The sequence below is a fragment of the Nostoc sp. JL23 genome, assembly GCF_017115065.1.
In the GTDB taxonomy this organism is placed as follows: domain Bacteria; phylum Cyanobacteriota; class Cyanobacteriia; order Cyanobacteriales; family Nostocaceae; genus Nostoc; species Nostoc punctiforme_A.
The window spans coordinates 27,476-44,213 of sequence record NZ_JABXKN010000135.1; the positions used below are offsets into that span (position 1 = coordinate 27,476).

The window sequence follows — 16,738 nt, forward strand, 5'->3', positions numbered from 1 at the left end:
CCTCAGAAAACCCTTAGATTCTCCCTCTAGGGTGTCAACAGAGTCCAGCACTTAGGGGGAACATTGCCTCGGCGACTTACAAAACCCTCACTGTCACTGGATTTTAAACAGCGGAGTCTAGATAAGGAGACAAACTGATGAGTCGTGATTCGCAATACTTTTACTCCACTCGCATCGATATTCCTGAAATGTTGCGGACTCAACTGATTGAGTTGCTCAATCAAACCCTGGCTTCAACGCTAGATCTGAAAACTCAAGTTAAACAAGCTCACTGGAATGTCAAAGGGAAAGACTTCTACCAATTGCATGAACTATTCGATGAAATCGCAGCGGAAGTGGAAGAATTTATCGATCTGGTGGCAGAACGCATCACTGCATTAGGAGGCTACGCTCTGGGAACCGCCCGCATTGCTGCCCAGCAGTCGGAGTTACCCGAGTATCCGTTTGACCTGGTAGAGGGGATGGATCATGTTACGGCTCTCGCCGATCGCTTCGCCATTTATGCTAAATCCCTACGGGATGGGATTCAGAAAACCAACGAGCTCAATGAGATGAATACCAATGACCTCTACATTGAGATATCGCGGACGATCGACAAGCGCTTATGGTTCCTGGAAGCGCATCTGCAAACTGCAACCAATACTTCAGGAGCGGCTACCGCAAACACCCAATCCCATGCCGTAAAAGCTGGTGCAAAGGAAGCTAAAGCTCTTCGATGAACCCTCACAAATCAAACAATTACAAAAGAAAAGGAGAAACCAGTCATGGCAAGCAATCGTGGAGTTGTCTACATGGGGCCTCGGAAAGTCGAGGTTAAAAATCTTGATTTCCCAAAACTCATCGATCCTCGTGGCAACAAAGCCGATCACGGAGCGATTCTCAAGATCGTAACAACAAACATCTGCGGCAGCGATCAGCACATCTATCACGGTCGGTTTGCGGCTCCTGTAGGAATGCAATTGGGACATGAGATGACTGGCGAGGTGATCGAAGTGGGTCGGGACGTGCAGTTTATTCATGTTGGCGATCTTTGTTCTGTTCCATTTAACGTCTCCTGTGGACGCTGCCGCAACTGCAAGGAGCGTCACACCGACGTCTGCATGAACGTCAACCCCGAAGTAGACTGCGGAGCTTACGGCTTCAACCTCGGCGGCTGGCAGGGCGGGCAATCCGAATACCTCATGGTTCCCTACGCCGACTGGAACCTCTTAAAGTTCCCCGACAAAGACCAAGCAATGTCAAAGATCAGGGATCTGACGCTGCTCTCAGACATCTTGCCGACCGGCTTTCACGGCTGCATAGAGGCAAGGGTCGGGTCGGGATCGACGGTCTACATCGCTGGCGCAGGTCCAGTGGGTCGCTGTGCCGCTGCCAGTGCTCGCTTCTTGGGCGCGTCCTGCATCATTGTGGGCGACAGAAACCAGGAGCGGTTAGACCAGGTGAAGAAAGCGGGCTACGAAACCGTAGACACGAGGAAAGATACGCCAGTTGCCGACCAGATCGAAGCAATCTTGGGAGAGAGGGAAGTCGATTCCGGAGTGGACTGCGTGGGTCTTGAGGCGCATGGCTACGGACGGGAAGACGGAGAAGAGCATTCAGAAGCGATACTTAACACCCTGTTTGAAGTGGTCCGGGCGGGGGGCGCGATGGGCATCCCCGGCATATACACCGATGCCGATCCTGAAGCCAAGACCGACATGGCCAAGCAAGGTCTGCTCCCCCTTGCCTTCAGCAAGGCGTGGATCAAGTCGCCGTCGCTGACGGCAGGACAAGCTCCGATCATGAAATACAACCGCCAACTGATGATGGCGATCCTGTGGGACCGGATGCCTTACTTGAGCGAAGTCGCGAACACCGAGATCATCTCGCTCGACCAAGCACCGGAGGCTTACCGGATATTTAGCGATGGCTCGCCGAAGAAGTTCGTCATCGACCCGCACGGCAGCACGAAGAAAGCCGCATAGAGCAGGATGAGGCGTAACCAAAGAAGCAGTCACCGCAGCCATTCAATGAAGTTTGACCGTAAGGAGAAACAATCATGGCAACCGCAACCACAACTCGAACCGACGACCACATCCAGAAGGATGTGCTACATGAGCTGAAGTGGAATCCTCGCGTTCAGTCCACCGAGATCGGCGTGGCTGTCAAAGACGGCATCGTCACACTCACAGGCTGGGTCAACTCCTACACCAATAAATGGGCGGCTGAGGAGATCGCCCACCGCGTCCGTGGCGTGCTGGCTGTGGCTAACGAGATTGAGGTGCGGCTACCTAGCTCCGCCGAACGCACCGATGCCGACATCGCCGCAGCCGCCATTCATGCGCTGGAGTGGGATGCCGACTTGTCCATCGATAAGCTCGACGTCACAGTTTCCAAGGGCTGGGTCACGCTTAAGGGTGAGGTCGAGTGGCAGTACCAGAAAATAGACGCTGAGCGAGTGGTTCGTCGCCTGTTGGGTGTCAAGGGAGTCACCAACTTAATCACCGTCAAACCCCGTGTGACCCCATCAGAACTCAAGCAGAAGATTGAGCAGGCGTTGGTGCGGAGTGCCGAAACTGATGCACAGCGGATTACGGTCGAGGTGGAGGGGAGCAAGGTCATCCTGAAGGGGACGGTACGCTCCTGGGCAGAGCGACAAGAGGCAGAGCGATCGGCGTGGTCAGCGCCAGGGGTCACTTCGGTAGAAAACCGGATTAGGGAGATCCAATAAATAAATCAGCCCAGCCGTATCAATAATATTTTTGGCAAAACCGAGAGATTTAGGCGCTTTCGCCCTCAAGGCGAAAGTAACGGCTGGGCTGATTTATTCTTGGCAAGTGCCTTACAATCTCGCCCTAAACCCCCTGATCAGGGCAAATAGCGTTAGTTGCTTGTCAGCGTCCGCAAAACTCTGGCGCGCCCCTCTGGCTTGCACTTCGCTCAGGCATAGGAGTTACTAGCCTTCGAGCCGCTGGGCGCACTGGAGGCGATCGCCCACTCCATACAAACCCATATCGAAAGGAGATAGGAACATGGCGAATGAGAATCTTAAAGGACTGAAGGTCGCGATCCTAATCGCGGACGGCTTTGAGCAGGTCGAGATGACCGAGCCTCGGAAAGCCCTCGATCAGGCTGGCGCGGAGACTCGCATCGTGTCGCCCCAGAGCGTTCGCGTTCGCGGTTGGAACTTTACGGACTGGGGTGACGAGTTCTAGGTCGATGTTGTGCTCGACCAGGCACAATCTCAAGACTTCGACGCATTGCTACTACCGGGTGGTGTGATCAATCCTGACACGCTCCGGATGCAGGAAAAGGCAGTTGAGTTCGTCAAGTCCTTCTTCGACGCTGGCAAACCAGTGGCATCCATCTGCCACGGACCCTGGACGATCATTGAGACTGGTGCTGCACGCGGGCGGCGGATCGCTGCGTGGCCCTCGCTCAAGACGGATCTGCGGAATGCAGGCGCGGAGTGGGTGGATCAGGAGGTCGTGGTGGACGGCAACCTTGTAACGAGTCGTATGCCCGACGACATTTCAGCGTTCAACCGGGAAATGATTGGGCTGTTCAGCCACGCGGGACAGGCGCAGCCAGTATAGGAGAGTTCCAAAGATGAAACTAGTGCGATTGCCATCGGGAAGATTAGTGCCTGCGTTGGGACAGGGAACCTGGGGAATGGGAGAGGATCGTAGTCAGCGACAAGCAGAAATTGCAGCACTTCGTCTTGGACTCGATCTGGGGATGACGCTGATTGACACGGCAGAGATGTATGGGGATGGTGGTGCGGAAGAGGTGGTCGGTGAGGCGATCGCCAAACGCCGCGATGAAGTCTCCCTCATCAGTAAGGTCTATCCGCACAACGCCACCCGGCGGAGCGTGATCGAGGCGTGCGATCGCAGCCTGAGGCGGCTCAAGACCGATTACCTCGACCTCTATCTCCTCCACTGGCGTGGGTCAGTACCGCTGGCAGAGACGCTGGCAGGATTTCAGTGGCTCAAACAAGCAGGGAAGATTTGGGATTATGGTGTTAGCAATTTCGATCTCGATGACATGGAGGAGGCTATTTCCTTGCCTGGTGGCGACGGGATTATCGTCAATCAGGTGCTGTACAACTTGATGCAGCGTGGCATTGAGTGGGATCTGCTGCCCTGGTGCCAGAAGCGCGACATTGCCATCATGGCGTACTCGCCGATCGAACACTCCCCGCGTGAACCAGGGGGAATGTTGCACAATCCTCAGATCAAAGCGATCGCCGCACGTCACGGTGTTACGTCGACCCAAGTCGCTCTCGCATGGCTACTGCATCAGGAGGTGATCGCCATTCCCAAAGCCAGCAATCCAGCGCACGTTCGGGAGAATCGCGCGGCGTTGGATCTAACACTTACAAGTGCAGATTTGGCGGAACTCGATCGCGCCTTTCCGCCACCTCGCCATAGGATGGCACTAGCAATGAGATAAATACGAGGAATGACATGAAAATATTGATGGTTTTGACTTCCCATAATACACTCGGCAACACGGGTAGAAAAACCGGGTTTTGGTTAGAGGAGTTTGCCGCCCCTTACTACGTCTTCAAAGACGCAGGCGCAGAAATTACTCTGGCATCTCCCAAAGGTGGACAACCACCACTCGACCCCAAAAGCGATGCTCCAGATGCCCAAACTGAAGCGACCCTCCGCTTCAAACAGGATACCGATGCTCAAACCGTTTTAGCCAGTACCCTAACGCTATCCAGTGTCTCTGCCGACGATTATGATGCGGTGTTCTATCCTGGTGGTCACGGTCCATTGTGGGATCTGGCTGAGGATGCCAATTCGATCGCGTTAATTAAAGCTTTCTATGCCGCTGGCAAGCCTGTAGCTGCCGTGTGTCATGCTCCCGGTGCATTGCGCCATACCAAAGCTGCCGATGGCTCTCCTCTCGTGCAAGACAAGTCCGTGACGGGCTTTGCCAATACAGAAGAAGCAGCGGTTGAGCTGACCAATGTCGTGCCGTTCCTGGTGGAAGACGAATTGAAAAAGAATGGCGGCAAGTATTCCAAGACCAATGACTGGCAGCCCTATGCAGTGAGTGATGGCAATTTGATTACCGGACAGAATCCCGCGTCGTCCGAACCCGCAGCAAAACTACTGTTGCAACAACTGAGTACAGCCACATTCGCTCCACGAGCCACATCATGACACGGGTTGTTCGTTTCCATCAGATCGGAGGTCCTGAAGTCCTCCAAATCGAAGATCTCGAAGTCGGTGCGCCCGGCCCTGACGAGATCCGCATCCGCGTCGAGGCGATCGGTCTCAACCGAGCAGAAGCGATGTTTCGATCGGGAATCTACCTGGAAGAACCGCATCTGCCTGCTCGTCTCGGCTATGAAGCCTCCGGTATTGTTGAGGCGTTGGGCAGCAATGTACAGGGCTTTGAGGTCGGCGAAGCTGTCAGCGTGATTCCGGCTTTTTCCATGAACCAGTATGGGGTTTATGCCGAGCAAGCGATCGTGCCCGCTGCGGCAGTGCTGAAGCGTCCCGCAGGACTCAGCGCGGTCGAGGCAGCGGCAGTCTGGATGCAATATCTCACTGCCTATGGTGCGCTGATTGATATTGGTAGGTTGGCTAGCGGGGATGCCGTGGTGATTACGGCAGCATCGAGCAGTGTCGGTTTGGCGGCGATCCAGATTGCTAACAGTGTGGGTGCCCTTGCGATCGCGACCACCCGCACAAGCACGAAAGCAGAAGCACTACAGAAAGCCGGAGCCGCCCATGTCATCGTCACCCAGGAGCAGGATCTTGTCGCGGAGGTCATGCGGATCACTTATGGAAAGGGAGCACGCATTGTCTTCGACCCCGTCGCGGGACCTGGAATCGAAACGCTGGCACAGGCAATGAGCCGTCAAGGCATCCTCTTCATCTACGGCAACCTCAGCGGTCAGGCAACTCCGTTTCCATCGGGTGCGGCGATGCTAAAGAGTCTGAGCCTGCGCGGCTACGTGCTGTTTGAGCTGACCAGCGACCCGCAACGACTGGCACTGGCACAAGCCTTCATCAGGCGAGGCATTGAAGCCGCAACGCTGAAGCCGATCATTGCAAAGACCTTCACCCTCGACCAGATTATTGAGGCGCACCGCTATCTGGAATCGAACCAGCAGTTCGGCAAGATCGTCGTCACGGTATCTCAGTAGAAGAGGAAACCAATATGTCTGTGTCCACTGCATCTGTCGCACAGTCTGTCGCTGAACAGCAAACGCCTGTCGAAAAGCTATTTCAACGAATGGCACTAAGAAAAGCTCTAAGCTATGTGGAATAAAGACTACAGCTTTAAAAGCTATTTTTATTAGTGTTGGGATGGCTCAGGCAATTGTCTTTGATGCAGTTTCATGGAAGCGATGCCTACGGCGGTAAACTACGCCGATAAAGTTCATCGCGCATAGCGCTCGGTGTACAGAGACAGTGATAAGATGTAGAGGTTATGTAAATTTGTGCTAAGTAGAAAAAGCTTACTCGTTCATGAAATACTTTCATAAGAGACGAGCAAGCAAATATAACTACTACTACTGTGACACTCCGAGTACAAATCCTCAAGGATAAATTTAATCAAAGTTTAGGATTGCCTTTTAAAGAGCTATTACCAGAATCTGTAATTGAGCAAGCCATTGTGGAACTAAAAATTAGATATAAGAAGCGATTATTTGACCCTATAGTAACTCTGTGGGCATTTTTATCTCAAGTTTTAGATTCTGATAAAAGTTGCCACAATGCAGTCAGTAAAATAATTGCTCATTTGGCAGAACAAATAGTAGAAATTCCCTCTACCGATACAAGTGCTTATTGCCAAGCACGCTCTAGATTACCAGAAAAATTATTAGAAAAGCTTTTTAAAAAAGCGGCAGATAATTTAGAAGCAAAAGTGACAACAGAATATTTATGGTGTGGTCGAAATGTGAAAGTAATAGATGGGTCTACGGTATCAATGCCTGATACTGCCGAAAACCAGAAAGCATATCCCCAACCTAGTAGCCAAAAGCTTGGGTGTGGATTCCCAATTGCGAAAATCGGTGTAATATTCAGTTTAGCGACGGGAGCCGCGATTGCTCGATGTATCGATGTTCTGAACACTCATGATATTAAATTAGCTCGTCAGCTATATCAGTTTCTTAATCATGGAGATATTCTTTTAGGAGATAGAGCTTTTTGCGCTTACGCTAAATCCCCCTGTCAATAGGGTTTGAGACGCGCTAACCCTGCCTATATTTTAATTCAACAAATTTATAGTTCTGGCACCTGTAGGTTACGTTTATTACCTGCGTAATGCTTGTAAATAATTTCTGGAGAGTTACCAACCCACCTTCCTACATCCTTCGCATCAATATCAGCTTCAAGGCAAAGAGTAATAAAAGTGTGCCTGCATTGGTAAGGTTTGCGATATTCGCTGACTACACCCTGTTTTACAAGTTGAGTTACGATTCCATCTATATGTGTACCACGATGATTTTTGTAACCTTTCCAGGCATGATTGAGAAAATCTCCAAAGTCTACTATGCCACCTTTCTTGCTTTTAAAGATAAAATCATCTGGGTTAGAGTTCTCAGGTTTGATAGAGTTTAAAATTTCACGTTGCTGATTATTAATCGGAAAACGTCTTTGGCTTTGGGTTTTTAATCCATCTTTCAGAGCTAACCCTTTAGTACTGATGGTAATTGCTTGCTCAAAGGTAATGTATTTATCACTGATATGCTTCCATTGTAGAGCGATCGCTTCGGATGGTCTGCATCCAGTAAAAAATAATAATTTTACTAAAGGAGCATAGTAGCTGTAGAGCTTACTCTCCTCGAACGCTTGAATTATGCTATCCCGTTCTTCCTTAGTAAAGGGATTAATTTCATATTCTGCCGATTCTGACTTCGGTATTTGAATATCTTTTGCCATACTTGGGAAGGGATTTGATTCAATTAGCTGACTCTTGAGTGCCCAATCACAGCAAGCATTTATATTTGTCAAAGTACGTTTAGCTGCATTAGCACTGAGATGTGCAACTAAATAGTCTCGAATGGCGATCGCATCATCTAAAGTTTTAGTTGGTAACTTAGCAATGTGATTGCGATACTTGCGGTAGTCAACCGCATAAGTAGAAGGACTAACCTGTGGTTTTTTAAACTCAGCGTATTTTTCCCATAATTCTCCCAAGTCTGGTTGGGGGTTAAGTGAAGGGGTAATTGGGGTAATTGGGGTAACGGTGCTTAATGATGCTGCTGGTTTGTACTTAACTAAACTGGCATCAAACTCTCCATAGTCAATATCTCTCTGGATTTTTGTCGCCAAAGCCGATGCTTGATGTCTTCCAAAAGGTGTATCCTCGTGCCTTGTTGAAAGATAGAAACGTTTGGTTTTTAGCTCTCCAGTGGGCGTAATAATAGGATGAGAAAAAACTAATTGGAGACTGCCGTTAGAGTTCTTTATCTGCACCGAACCCCGACTGGCAATACTTTGAGATTTTTTAGGCTCCATAAGCTTAATTAACTGGGGTAAACATTTTTACTTTTCCACTTTACCCCAGTTTTACCCCAGAAATGTGTATTGGGGTAAACACCTTTACCTTACATATTTACCCCAGTTTTACCCCAGTTCTTTACCCAAACTACCCAAAATTACCCCAAAAATATTGGAAGGATCTGGAAACAAGCCCTACAGCTACTATTAAAAAAGGGCTTAAAAGCCCTGTAATGCTTATATTTCTTTGAAGGCGGCACCCGGATTTGAACCGGGGATGGAGGTTTTGCAGACCTCTGCCTTACCACTTGGCTATGCCGCCACAGCAAGATACCCTGAACTACTTTAATGTTGCTAAGGTGTCTTAGTAGCCATTTAGTAGCCATAGGGCGCTAGTTAAACCATGATAGCATAGGATTCTGAGGTAGAGATAGTAGGTTAACTGGATGTTTTTGGTAGTCTTTGGGCGATCGCTAAAAGTTACGATTACAAGTTGACCAAACCACAGACAACTCTTAGCAAATTAAAGAGAGTTTTGGGTTGTAACTCCTCACTTTTCACTTGTTACACCTTTACTTCGTCGGCAAAACTACCCCAACGCAGAAAGTGAAATGGGCCGGCGATAGAACCCCAGAGACGTTCATCGGTGTCTAAATCCCTTCCCCTGTCGAGGCTGAAAAATTCTTTAGCGTCAATCTCAAATTCGTTATCCAGATAAGTATTTTTGCCGTCACGAACCACTATGCAGGCTTTACCAGGTTCAACTTTGCCTTTGAAACTCTTCCCTGTCCACTCTACAATCATGTTGCAGCCTGACATTTTTTCCAATTGGTCAACAGACAACTCTTTGAGGCGTTCGGGTTCACGGGATGCACCGTAAAATTTTTCTTCTTCTTTAACTGTGTAGTGTTCAATCGCAATGTGGTTTTCTGCCGGAATCAACTTCATTACCCGCATCCGGTAGGGTTGATTGAGCATAAAATCATAAGCTTGTTCGAGAAACAAACTTACCCCTGAGAACAACTCTAAGGGAAGAGGACGGATACACACGCGGATATGGGCATAAAAAGGTGGATTTTCAAAAGCTTGTTCTTGATTGCTAAAGTCAGCTGCCATCCAGCGGGCTAAGGTGGCGATATCAGTAGAATGAGTCATTACAAAACGATCGACTAGTTGCTTAAATATGATCTAGGATTATTTTGACACTCCCTAGACTCAAAAATCCCGGTTGCGATCGCAATTTTTAAATTATATCTACGATGGATGCTTTGACTGGAGAAAATTAGGCTGCTTCAGTACAAGTTAAACTGCTGACATCGTGTACTTAACAACTAAAATTCGTTAGGTATTTATTTTGGCAAAATCCGCACTTAGTGTATCCTGAAGCCACATAGCTCTGAGGTAAGCTTTTCTTGTCAAGCTGGAGAAAAGCTGGAGAATAGTTAGTCAATAATAGGCATGGGGATAATTGCTAATTATCTCATGCAAATCACTCAAGGCAAAGTAAAGTACTCATGCTCAGGCACTTAATTGCGATCGCTACTGCCACTATACTCTTTAGCAATTCCTTAACACTGGCAGAGAGTAAACCGCCAAAACCACCTGATAAATTTCCTCCCAACCCTCTAGAGATTACCACACCCGATCCACTGTCACCCCGATCGCCCAAGGATAAACAGCCGTTAACTCCCCAAGAACGGCAAAAGTTAGAACCAGCGTTAGATGCGTTAAATCAAGAAGCGGCAGCGAAACTGCAAGCAGGTGAACCGATTGCGGCCTTTGAAATTTGGAACCGAGAACTGCGTTTGCGGCGCTTTTTAGGTTCATTAGCAGAGGTGCAAGCATTATCACGAGTTGGGGCGATCGCTTGGAAGCTAAACGACGGACAAGAAGTACAATATATTACGGAAAGATTGCAAGCGATTCAAAAACAGGCGCAATCTCAGAAAAAAACTGCCCCAATCGATCTAGAATTGTGGCGAGCGCTAGGTGAAGCTTACAAAAATCTGCGCTCGTCTAAACTGGCTATAGAAGCTTACAACCAAGTTTTGCTAGTAGTGCGACAACAACAAGACCAAACAGCGCTATTAGAAACCCTCAAAACACTTGGAGAACTGCATTTGAGTTGGTTTGATTATCGCAAAGCTGCGCCAATCTACGAGGAATTGTTGAGTTTCGCTACTTCTCTTGGCGATCGTGTAAACGAGGTAACATATCTGCAACAACTGGCTTATATTTACGAGCAGACAAGCCAACCACAGCAGTCATTGAATGTACTTAACAAACTAGCAGAAATTTATGTTAATGAAAATAAGCTTACGGAAATACCAGAATTAAAGCTAGCGATCGCTTCAGATTACGAATCTCTAGCCAAGAAAGATCCTAACTTACTGATAAAAGCTTTTAATAATTATCAAGAAGCTTATACCACTGCTTGGCAATTAAAGGAGTACGTTCGGGCTGGTGATGCTTTGCAGAAGTTAATTGCGCTGTATCGTTCCCAAGGACAAACAGAAGAGGCTTTGCAAGCTAGCGAAATTCTGGTGCAGATACAGGCGCAAGCTGCCAATTTTTACGGAATGATGCAAGGTTATGACCAAATTGGGCAATTGCATTTAGAACGCAAAGAATTCCCTCAAGCATTAACAGCTTTTCAACAAGGGTTAAAACTGGCGCAACAACTCAAACATCAAGAAGCATACTTTAGTGGGCAAATTGCAAAACTGTCGAAAGCAAATTAACTGAAATTTCTGCGATCGCTTAACATAAAAATACCCGTCACGCCTACCCACAAGGTGAAAAGCTATGTCCGAAACTACCCTAGCTGCACCAGATATTCAACTCCCACCCACTCAAGCAGAATTACCATACGATGACGGTATCCCGATGGAAAGCGCACGACACAAAGCCCAGATGGATTTGCTGATAGATGCTTTGATACCTTGGTTGGAAGAACGAGAGGATGGGTTTATCGGCGGTAATATGTTTGTTTATTACAGTCTGGCCCAAGTGCGTAACAAAGACTTTAAAGGGCCAGACTTTTTTGCTGTGTTGGGAGTCCCGAAAGGAGAACGTCGCAGTTGGGTGGTTTGGGAAGAGGAGAAAGCACCAGATGTAGTCATTGAGTTGCTTTCTGACAGCACAGCCCAAGCAGATAAAAATCAGAAAAAGCTAATTTATCAAAATCAAATGCGTGTGCCAGAATATTTCTGGTATGACCCTTTTAACCCTAATGATTTGGCTGGTTTTTCTATTGCAAAAGGAGCTTATCAACCTATTGCATTCAATGCTCAAAATCAGTTAGTGAGCCAATCTTTAGGGTTAGCATTGCAGTTGTGGCAGGGAAGTTATAAAGGTATTGATGCTATTTGGTTACGCTGGGCAAATTTGACAGGAGAATTGCTGCCAACTCCTGAAGAAAAGGAACGCCAAAGGGCAGACAAGGCAGAATCGCAGTTATTACAAACTGCACGCAACTTACTTGAGTCTGGGATGACAGTAGAACAGGTAGCTAGGTTAACAGGTTTGAATGTATCTGAGATAGAAACGTAGAACTCAGAAGATATAGCATTTGTGTTGATGAGAGAAAAGCGCCTGACGACAAGCCAAAGAAGCGTCTACGCATTTAATCGGGGACTTGTACAATGTGAGCGATTGCATTTCCCAAACGAGTAAAGTGATTTGGATTCAGGGTTAACAGAGTGTCTACCTCTGCTTTTAAAGCAGCTTGAGCAATTAAAGCATCAAAAATACCGCCACCTGGAAGATTTAAGGTTGCCATTTGAGCGATTGCAGCCTGATAGTCATTGAAAAGCAGTGGAACTCCCTCTAAATACTGTGACATATCTACAATAATCATCTCAGCTTGTTGGGGACTAATACGCGGCTGAATAGGTAAGCGTGTGATGACAGAATATGTTTCAGCTAAACTGTGAGTTGAGATAAACCCTTGGATTTGCCCAGATTTTGCAGCTTTAATCTTGGAAAAGCAAACAGAATGTTGCGGGTGATTGACAATGAATGCAGGAACTAAGACACAAGTATCAAACAAGACTTTCATTAAGTTATTTGATCCTGAATGCGTTCTTCTCTCAACTCATCTATAAAAACATTAACATCAAAGGTTTCTGGTAATTCTGCCTCTACAACTAAAATCCCTTCTTTTCGATAAATATTTGGTTGGTTAAGAGGCAGTACATTGGTCATCTCAGAGTTTTGTTGAGTATGTTCTTCAGTAACTTGTTGACTCAGCGTGTCAATTTTTTCTGCAATAGCTTGCAAAACAAACTGTTCAGCCGAAATTCCCTGACTGCTTGCCCATTTTTCAATCTTTTGTTGGATTTGGGGAGGAAAGTTCATAGACGTAAATACAATTAATACTCCAATTGTAAAAGGCGATGTCTACGACGGGCTACGCTTACGCATTTGTGTTGATGAGAGAAAAGCGTAGGCGCAGCCCGTCGTAGACATCGCTCCACCAACGCAATCATACAAGCGATCGCTAATCAATATTATTCCTATTCTAAAATCCTTTCTATATCTTGCCCAGCATAGAGAATCCCACAACTTCAATGGTTTCATCTCCCTCAAAGTAAAAAATTAGATACTTTTTAAATCCTTTAACAGCCCATTTACGTAAACCTTGTAAACTAAGATTATCCAGAGGATAACGGCTACCCATTCCAGGCGTTCTTGCTAACTGTGCAAAAGTTTCTCTTACAGAGTCAAAAAATAAAAGAGCCGTTTCGGGGTTTTCTTGGGCAATGTAAGCAAAATACTCATCAATATCTAAACTTGCTTTGGGTGTAATGACTATCTGCTTTGTCATTAGTTCTCTTGATGCATCAGGTCGATCAGATGTGTGCGTTTTTGCTGCCACCATTCATCATTAACTTCTATCGTCTCTCCACTTTCAAGTCCTGCAATTAAAAGTTCTTCTATCTTTTCTTGCATCTTGCGTTTTTGGTCTTGAACGATCAACTCTTGTAGATATTCGCTAACTGAACTGTAGCCACCTTCAGCCACTTGTTCCTCAATAAAGACTTTCATCGACCCAGGTAAGGAAATATTAATGTTACTCATAACCTTGGGAGTGAGGTTGAACTATTTTTTCCATGTTATCAAGATTGTTAGGCGTTGTCTTTGCGGAAACGTTTAACGATCGCACGTTGGTTGATGAGAAAATAGCGATCGCCGCAGTTTCAAGTATCATATACTGCCTTGACTATGTGCATCCTATTTACTTCTTAACACACCATTTTTGTTCTAAATTCCGCAACTAAGTTAAAAAACCCATATTTTACTCAGCGTTACGGATTTTGCACAGTTCAGCATTACTTTCTCAATATATTGCGTGTGATATCTAGGTTTTTTGAATTGAAACTAGTTGCCGTTACTAAACATCGCCACTAACATCACGCTTTAAGTTACTAAAATAACGAGTTTAGTTATCACCACTACGATTTTTGTTACAAACATGATTATTTTCGTTACAATATTACGAGTTTGTTACTAAAATAATGAGTGTAGTTACTAACGCTACGATTTTCGTTACAAACATGATTATTTTCGTTACAATGTTACGAATTTAGTTACCACCACTACGATTTTCGTTACAAACATCATATTTTTAGTGGATATTGCTGAATCTATCGTGACATTCAACACCAAATTTGTGGATTTCACTTAACCAGAATTAGGCTTTAGTAGGGCAAATTCAGCAACGTTAAAATTTTACTTAGTTTGAAAGATATTTTGTACCATTTTTTTGTCTGAATTTGCCGCCGCCCTATCCAACTCTGCAATCTCACCAGCGTCTAATTGCCAACCCAACGCCCCAAGGTTCTCCTTGGCTTGTTCGACGCTCTTTGCTCCAGGGATGGGAATAGTTCCTTTACAAATACACCAATTAATTGCTACCTGTGACATAGTTTTGTTTCTGAACTGTGCCACCTCTCGCAAACATTCCAAAAGCGATTTGCCAGCAGAAGCCGCTTCATCTCTACGCATTCCTGATAATATTTGTTTAAATAACAGACCTCGAATGCCTTTAGGCAAAGGGCCTTGCTCAGAGTATTTTCCTGTTAATATTCCCAAAGCGAGAGGGCTGTAGGCAATCAATTTAATTCCCAACTCATCACAAAGGTCTTTGAGCTTGAGTTGGGTGACAGGATATGTAGACAACAGAGAGTATTGAACTTGCAGAGTTGTAATCGGAACGCCTCGTTCGGCGAATTTCTTCTGCACTCGCTGAAGCCGTTTCGGTCCATAATTGGATAATCCTACTCCCTTGACCAATCTTTGCTCATACAAATCGGCAAGACCATCTAATAGTCCTTCCTCTTGCCAAGGAGCATAGTTTGCTGTTGACCAGTGCATCTGTACTAAATCAACATTTTTTCCCAAGCGTTGGGCAGATGATTGACAAGCCCTTACCATTGATTGACGTGTCCATCTCCACGGGTAAGCAGCCAGCTTAGTCGCAATACAAATATTGTCTTTGCCTGAACCTACATATTCTCGGTTGAATCGTCCCAGAAGTAACTCACTCCGGCCATTCAATCTCCCCGTTCCGTAAGAATCGCCTGTATCAAATAAAGTTACACCGTTGCTGACACAAAGGTTAAAGACGGCCTGCAACTGCTCATCCATACTTTCGTCATATCCCCAAAGCAGTTGGTTGCCCCAGGCCCAAGTGCCGCAGCCCATGCTTGGGAGAGAGAGTTTTTGGAGAGTCTGCATCTTTGCTGTTTGTAGATTGCCTTATTAATTATCAGGCATATATAGCAGTCCTCAATCATTCATCGGAGAAAGGCAGGAAGCAGGAGCTTGTAAAAAATAGTTTTTCTCTCTGCCAAAAGGGTTTGAGAGAAACTAAATTTATTTATGAAAATTAAAAAAATTATATATTTCGAGTAGGGAATATGGTCGGATTTGCCAAGAGCCAAGCTTTTTCAGTCCAGGCGTTATTAAATAACTTGACCTCTGACACGTTTAATTCAAATGAATGGGGTGGTGATTCTAGCAACAAGGGCGAACCTTTATCATGGGCCTCAACTAAGTTAACTATCCAGGGAAGAAAGTCTAAGATTTCTTTTGGTAATACAGTTAACTCGAAATCCCACACCAAATTCAGACCTCGGCAGATTTGTCCTTTTCTAATCGTCGTCACTCTACCAGCACTCTTGTTAATAGCCACTCGCAGAATGAATGGGCGAAATGGAACAAATTTATCGGGTGCTGTATAGGCGTATACATTTATATAGTTGAGTCTCTGCTTACGATCCATCCAAGATGCGATCGGTGAATTACTACTATAAGATGTACCAGTTATAAGTACTGGCATGTTCATAGTAGCAGCAAAGTTAGAGTAAAACTTATGCCTTAGTTCGTTAACAATATGTTTAGCTTCTGGGTTCATGGTTGCTACACCTATTACAAAAACGATACCTGCGGGAAGCTACCCTAACGCATGGCTTCATAAGAATTATTTCCTAAAACCTCCTGCATCCTGCTCTCTGATTTGAAAGTGCTGTTAGCGGATAGCTAAGGTTGAGCCATTGCTGAGTGCTGTTAGCGAATAGCTAAGGTTGAGCCATTGCTGAATCAAAATACCAGTCCCCAGTCATTCTTTTATCCAAGGCTTTTGAAACTTGTTTTATCGGAACTGCATTTACTTCGGTCAACCAAAACGCAAAAAAGGCAGACTCCTTGTCTGCCCTTAAGACCTTAGAGTTAAATTTTTGGTTTTAGACCTTAATAGCGGCCACCACCACCGCCACCGCCACCATAGCCTCCTCGTCTACCACCAGAGGAACCGCCGTCTGTCTTGGGCTTGGCTTTATTAACTTTTAAGCTTCGACCCATCCATTCAGCATTATCAAGGGCATCAATTGCTGCTTGTTCTTGTTCGTCTGATTCCAATTCCACAAAGCCGAAACCTCTCATCCGACCTGTTTCTCGGTCGATAGGCAATTGAACGTTTTTTACAGTTCCATATTCTGCAAAGACTTGGCGGAGGTCATCTTCTTTAACCTCATAAGATAGATTGCCGACGTAAATTGACATAGAATGTCTCCAGAATCAGAGGATGTAGAGATTTAGATCCGGAGAGGTCTGTAATACAAGTATATATAAAAACAAACTGTACAGCCGAATTTCATCTTCCACGCATACTTTAACATAAATTGAGAAGTTATGTTCTTAAGCAGCAGTATACTTAATATACTCAAATAGTTGGCAAAACTTGTTTAAAATTAACTTACCAGCGATCGCATGAAATTTGC

At 45.9% G+C, this 16,738-nt stretch carries 19 protein-coding genes, 1 tRNA gene and 1 pseudogene; 10 read left to right on the forward strand and 11 right to left on the reverse strand.

Going from position 1 to position 16,738, the window contains the following annotated elements; translation table 11 throughout:
- Positions 1 to 137: 137 nt before the first annotated feature.
- The 8 genes and pseudogenes from dps (at position 138) to HWQ42_RS28820 (ending at position 7,188) form a co-directional block, all read left to right on the forward strand.
- Positions 138 to 719: a DNA starvation/stationary phase protection protein Dps gene (gene dps / locus HWQ42_RS28785; RefSeq protein ID WP_292817918.1), complete on the forward strand. Its 582-nt coding sequence runs from the start codon at positions 138 to 140 to the stop codon at positions 717 to 719.
- Between the two features lie 45 nt (positions 720 to 764).
- Positions 765 to 1,964, forward strand: a complete 1,200-nt coding sequence (locus tag HWQ42_RS28790; protein ID WP_292817921.1) for an alcohol dehydrogenase catalytic domain-containing protein — start codon at positions 765 to 767, stop codon at positions 1,962 to 1,964.
- Between the two features lie 74 nt (positions 1,965 to 2,038).
- Positions 2,039 to 2,710, forward strand: coding sequence for a BON domain-containing protein (locus tag HWQ42_RS28795; protein ID WP_292817923.1), 672 nt, complete (start codon positions 2,039 to 2,041; stop codon positions 2,708 to 2,710).
- Between the two features lie 301 nt (positions 2,711 to 3,011).
- Positions 3,012 to 3,575: pseudogene (locus tag HWQ42_RS28800) on the forward strand (type 1 glutamine amidotransferase domain-containing protein).
- Positions 3,576 to 3,588: 13 nt separating this feature from the next.
- The gene (locus HWQ42_RS28805; RefSeq protein WP_292817926.1) at positions 3,589 to 4,434 is read left to right on the forward strand and encodes an aldo/keto reductase; all 846 of its coding nucleotides are present in this window, start codon (positions 3,589 to 3,591) and stop codon (positions 4,432 to 4,434) included.
- A gap of 14 nt (positions 4,435 to 4,448) precedes the next feature.
- A complete protein-coding gene (locus HWQ42_RS28810; RefSeq protein WP_292817928.1) occupies positions 4,449 to 5,156 on the forward strand; it encodes a type 1 glutamine amidotransferase domain-containing protein in 708 nt (235 codons plus the stop codon).
- Positions 5,153 to 6,148 carry a zinc-dependent alcohol dehydrogenase family protein gene (locus HWQ42_RS28815; RefSeq protein WP_292817930.1) on the forward strand — a complete coding sequence of 332 codons (996 nt, stop codon included), beginning with the start codon at positions 5,153 to 5,155 and terminating at the stop codon, positions 6,146 to 6,148. Before HWQ42_RS28810 ends, HWQ42_RS28815 begins: the two co-directional genes overlap by 4 nt.
- A gap of 374 nt (positions 6,149 to 6,522) precedes the next feature.
- The gene (locus tag HWQ42_RS28820) at positions 6,523 to 7,188 is read left to right on the forward strand and encodes an IS4 family transposase (RefSeq protein WP_292817932.1); all 666 of its coding nucleotides are present in this window, start codon (positions 6,523 to 6,525) and stop codon (positions 7,186 to 7,188) included.
- A 44-nt stretch (positions 7,189 to 7,232) separates the two neighbouring features.
- Here the strand turns inward: HWQ42_RS28820 and HWQ42_RS28825 are convergent, their stop codons facing one another.
- The 3 genes from HWQ42_RS28825 to HWQ42_RS28835 form a co-directional block, all read right to left on the reverse strand.
- Complete coding sequence (locus HWQ42_RS28825) at positions 7,233 to 8,471, reverse strand: tyrosine-type recombinase/integrase (RefSeq protein ID WP_292817934.1); 1,239 nt, start codon at positions 8,469 to 8,471, stop codon at positions 7,233 to 7,235.
- A gap of 233 nt (positions 8,472 to 8,704) precedes the next feature.
- A tRNA-Cys gene (locus HWQ42_RS28830) sits at positions 8,705 to 8,775 on the reverse strand.
- Positions 8,776 to 9,017: 242 nt separating this feature from the next.
- Positions 9,018 to 9,608: a chromophore lyase CpcT/CpeT gene (locus HWQ42_RS28835; protein WP_292817936.1), complete on the reverse strand. Its 591-nt coding sequence runs from the start codon at positions 9,606 to 9,608 to the stop codon at positions 9,018 to 9,020.
- Positions 9,609 to 9,967: 359 nt separating this feature from the next.
- Here HWQ42_RS28835 and HWQ42_RS28840 point away from each other — a divergent pair, with 359 nt between their 5' ends.
- Positions 9,968 to 11,194, forward strand: coding sequence for a hypothetical protein (locus HWQ42_RS28840; protein WP_292817938.1), 1,227 nt, complete (start codon positions 9,968 to 9,970; stop codon positions 11,192 to 11,194).
- Between the two features lie 64 nt (positions 11,195 to 11,258).
- Positions 11,259 to 12,005, forward strand: coding sequence for a Uma2 family endonuclease (locus tag HWQ42_RS28845; protein WP_292817940.1), 747 nt, complete (start codon positions 11,259 to 11,261; stop codon positions 12,003 to 12,005).
- Positions 12,006 to 12,078: 73 nt separating this feature from the next.
- Here the strand turns inward: HWQ42_RS28845 and HWQ42_RS28850 are convergent, their stop codons facing one another.
- From HWQ42_RS28850 to HWQ42_RS28885, 8 genes are all read right to left on the reverse strand, one after another.
- Positions 12,079 to 12,513 (reverse strand): PIN domain-containing protein, encoded by a 435-nt coding sequence (locus HWQ42_RS28850; protein WP_292817942.1) that lies wholly within the window; start codon positions 12,511 to 12,513, stop codon positions 12,079 to 12,081.
- Positions 12,513 to 12,812 (reverse strand): hypothetical protein, encoded by a 300-nt coding sequence (locus HWQ42_RS28855; RefSeq protein ID WP_094352227.1) that lies wholly within the window; start codon positions 12,810 to 12,812, stop codon positions 12,513 to 12,515. The genes HWQ42_RS28850 and HWQ42_RS28855 overlap by 1 nt, the downstream gene beginning before the upstream one ends.
- A gap of 175 nt (positions 12,813 to 12,987) precedes the next feature.
- On the reverse strand, positions 12,988 to 13,281 hold the full coding sequence (locus tag HWQ42_RS28860; RefSeq protein ID WP_292739960.1) for a type II toxin-antitoxin system RelE/ParE family toxin: 294 nt from the start codon (positions 13,279 to 13,281) through the stop codon (positions 12,988 to 12,990).
- The gene (locus tag HWQ42_RS28865) at positions 13,281 to 13,535 is read right to left on the reverse strand and encodes a type II toxin-antitoxin system ParD family antitoxin (protein ID WP_292817945.1); all 255 of its coding nucleotides are present in this window, start codon (positions 13,533 to 13,535) and stop codon (positions 13,281 to 13,283) included. The genes HWQ42_RS28860 and HWQ42_RS28865 overlap by 1 nt, the downstream gene beginning before the upstream one ends.
- Complete coding sequence (locus tag HWQ42_RS28870; protein ID WP_292817947.1) at positions 13,528 to 13,665, reverse strand: hypothetical protein; 138 nt, start codon at positions 13,663 to 13,665, stop codon at positions 13,528 to 13,530. Before HWQ42_RS28870 ends, HWQ42_RS28865 begins: the two co-directional genes overlap by 8 nt.
- Before the next feature lie 521 nt (positions 13,666 to 14,186).
- Entirely contained in the window at positions 14,187 to 15,194 is a 1,008-nt protein-coding gene (locus tag HWQ42_RS28875) for an aldo/keto reductase (RefSeq protein ID WP_292817949.1), read from the reverse strand.
- A gap of 160 nt (positions 15,195 to 15,354) precedes the next feature.
- A complete protein-coding gene (locus HWQ42_RS28880) occupies positions 15,355 to 15,873 on the reverse strand; it encodes a hypothetical protein (protein ID WP_292739965.1) in 519 nt (172 codons plus the stop codon).
- Positions 15,874 to 16,208: 335 nt separating this feature from the next.
- Positions 16,209 to 16,520, reverse strand: a complete 312-nt coding sequence (locus HWQ42_RS28885; protein ID WP_094352235.1) for an RNA-binding protein — start codon at positions 16,518 to 16,520, stop codon at positions 16,209 to 16,211.
- Positions 16,521 to 16,738: the final 218 nt, after the last annotated feature.

Bases quoted from the DNA above. Each gene is read 5' to 3' on its own strand.
- HWQ42_RS28875 (WP_292817949.1), bottom strand. From the start codon at position 15,194: ATGCAGACTCTCCAAAAACTCTCTCTCCCAAGCATGGGCTGCGGCACT.
- HWQ42_RS28855 (WP_094352227.1), bottom strand. From the start codon at position 12,812: ATGAACTTTCCTCCCCAAATCCAACAAAAGATTGAAAAATGGGCAAGC.
- HWQ42_RS28840 (WP_292817938.1), top strand. From the start codon at position 9,968: ATGCTCAGGCACTTAATTGCGATCGCTACTGCCACTATACTCTTTAGC.
- HWQ42_RS28835 (WP_292817936.1), bottom strand. From the start codon at position 9,608: ATGACTCATTCTACTGATATCGCCACCTTAGCCCGCTGGATGGCAGCT.
- HWQ42_RS28815 (WP_292817930.1), top strand. From the start codon at position 5,153: ATGACACGGGTTGTTCGTTTCCATCAGATCGGAGGTCCTGAAGTCCTC.
- HWQ42_RS28790 (WP_292817921.1), top strand. From the start codon at position 765: ATGGCAAGCAATCGTGGAGTTGTCTACATGGGGCCTCGGAAAGTCGAG.
- HWQ42_RS28795 (WP_292817923.1), top strand. From the start codon at position 2,039: ATGGCAACCGCAACCACAACTCGAACCGACGACCACATCCAGAAGGAT.
- HWQ42_RS28870 (WP_292817947.1), bottom strand. From the start codon at position 13,665: ATGATACTTGAAACTGCGGCGATCGCTATTTTCTCATCAACCAACGTG.
- HWQ42_RS28805 (WP_292817926.1), top strand. From the start codon at position 3,589: ATGAAACTAGTGCGATTGCCATCGGGAAGATTAGTGCCTGCGTTGGGA.
- HWQ42_RS28865 (WP_292817945.1), bottom strand. From the start codon at position 13,535: ATGAGTAACATTAATATTTCCTTACCTGGGTCGATGAAAGTCTTTATT.
- HWQ42_RS28860 (WP_292739960.1), bottom strand. From the start codon at position 13,281: ATGACAAAGCAGATAGTCATTACACCCAAAGCAAGTTTAGATATTGAT.
- dps (WP_292817918.1), top strand. From the start codon at position 138: ATGAGTCGTGATTCGCAATACTTTTACTCCACTCGCATCGATATTCCT.
- HWQ42_RS28850 (WP_292817942.1), bottom strand. From the start codon at position 12,513: ATGAAAGTCTTGTTTGATACTTGTGTCTTAGTTCCTGCATTCATTGTC.
- HWQ42_RS28880 (WP_292739965.1), bottom strand. From the start codon at position 15,873: ATGAACCCAGAAGCTAAACATATTGTTAACGAACTAAGGCATAAGTTT.
- HWQ42_RS28885 (WP_094352235.1), bottom strand. From the start codon at position 16,520: ATGTCAATTTACGTCGGCAATCTATCTTATGAGGTTAAAGAAGATGAC.
- HWQ42_RS28810 (WP_292817928.1), top strand. From the start codon at position 4,449: ATGAAAATATTGATGGTTTTGACTTCCCATAATACACTCGGCAACACG.
- HWQ42_RS28825 (WP_292817934.1), bottom strand. From the start codon at position 8,471: ATGGAGCCTAAAAAATCTCAAAGTATTGCCAGTCGGGGTTCGGTGCAG.
- HWQ42_RS28845 (WP_292817940.1), top strand. From the start codon at position 11,259: ATGTCCGAAACTACCCTAGCTGCACCAGATATTCAACTCCCACCCACT.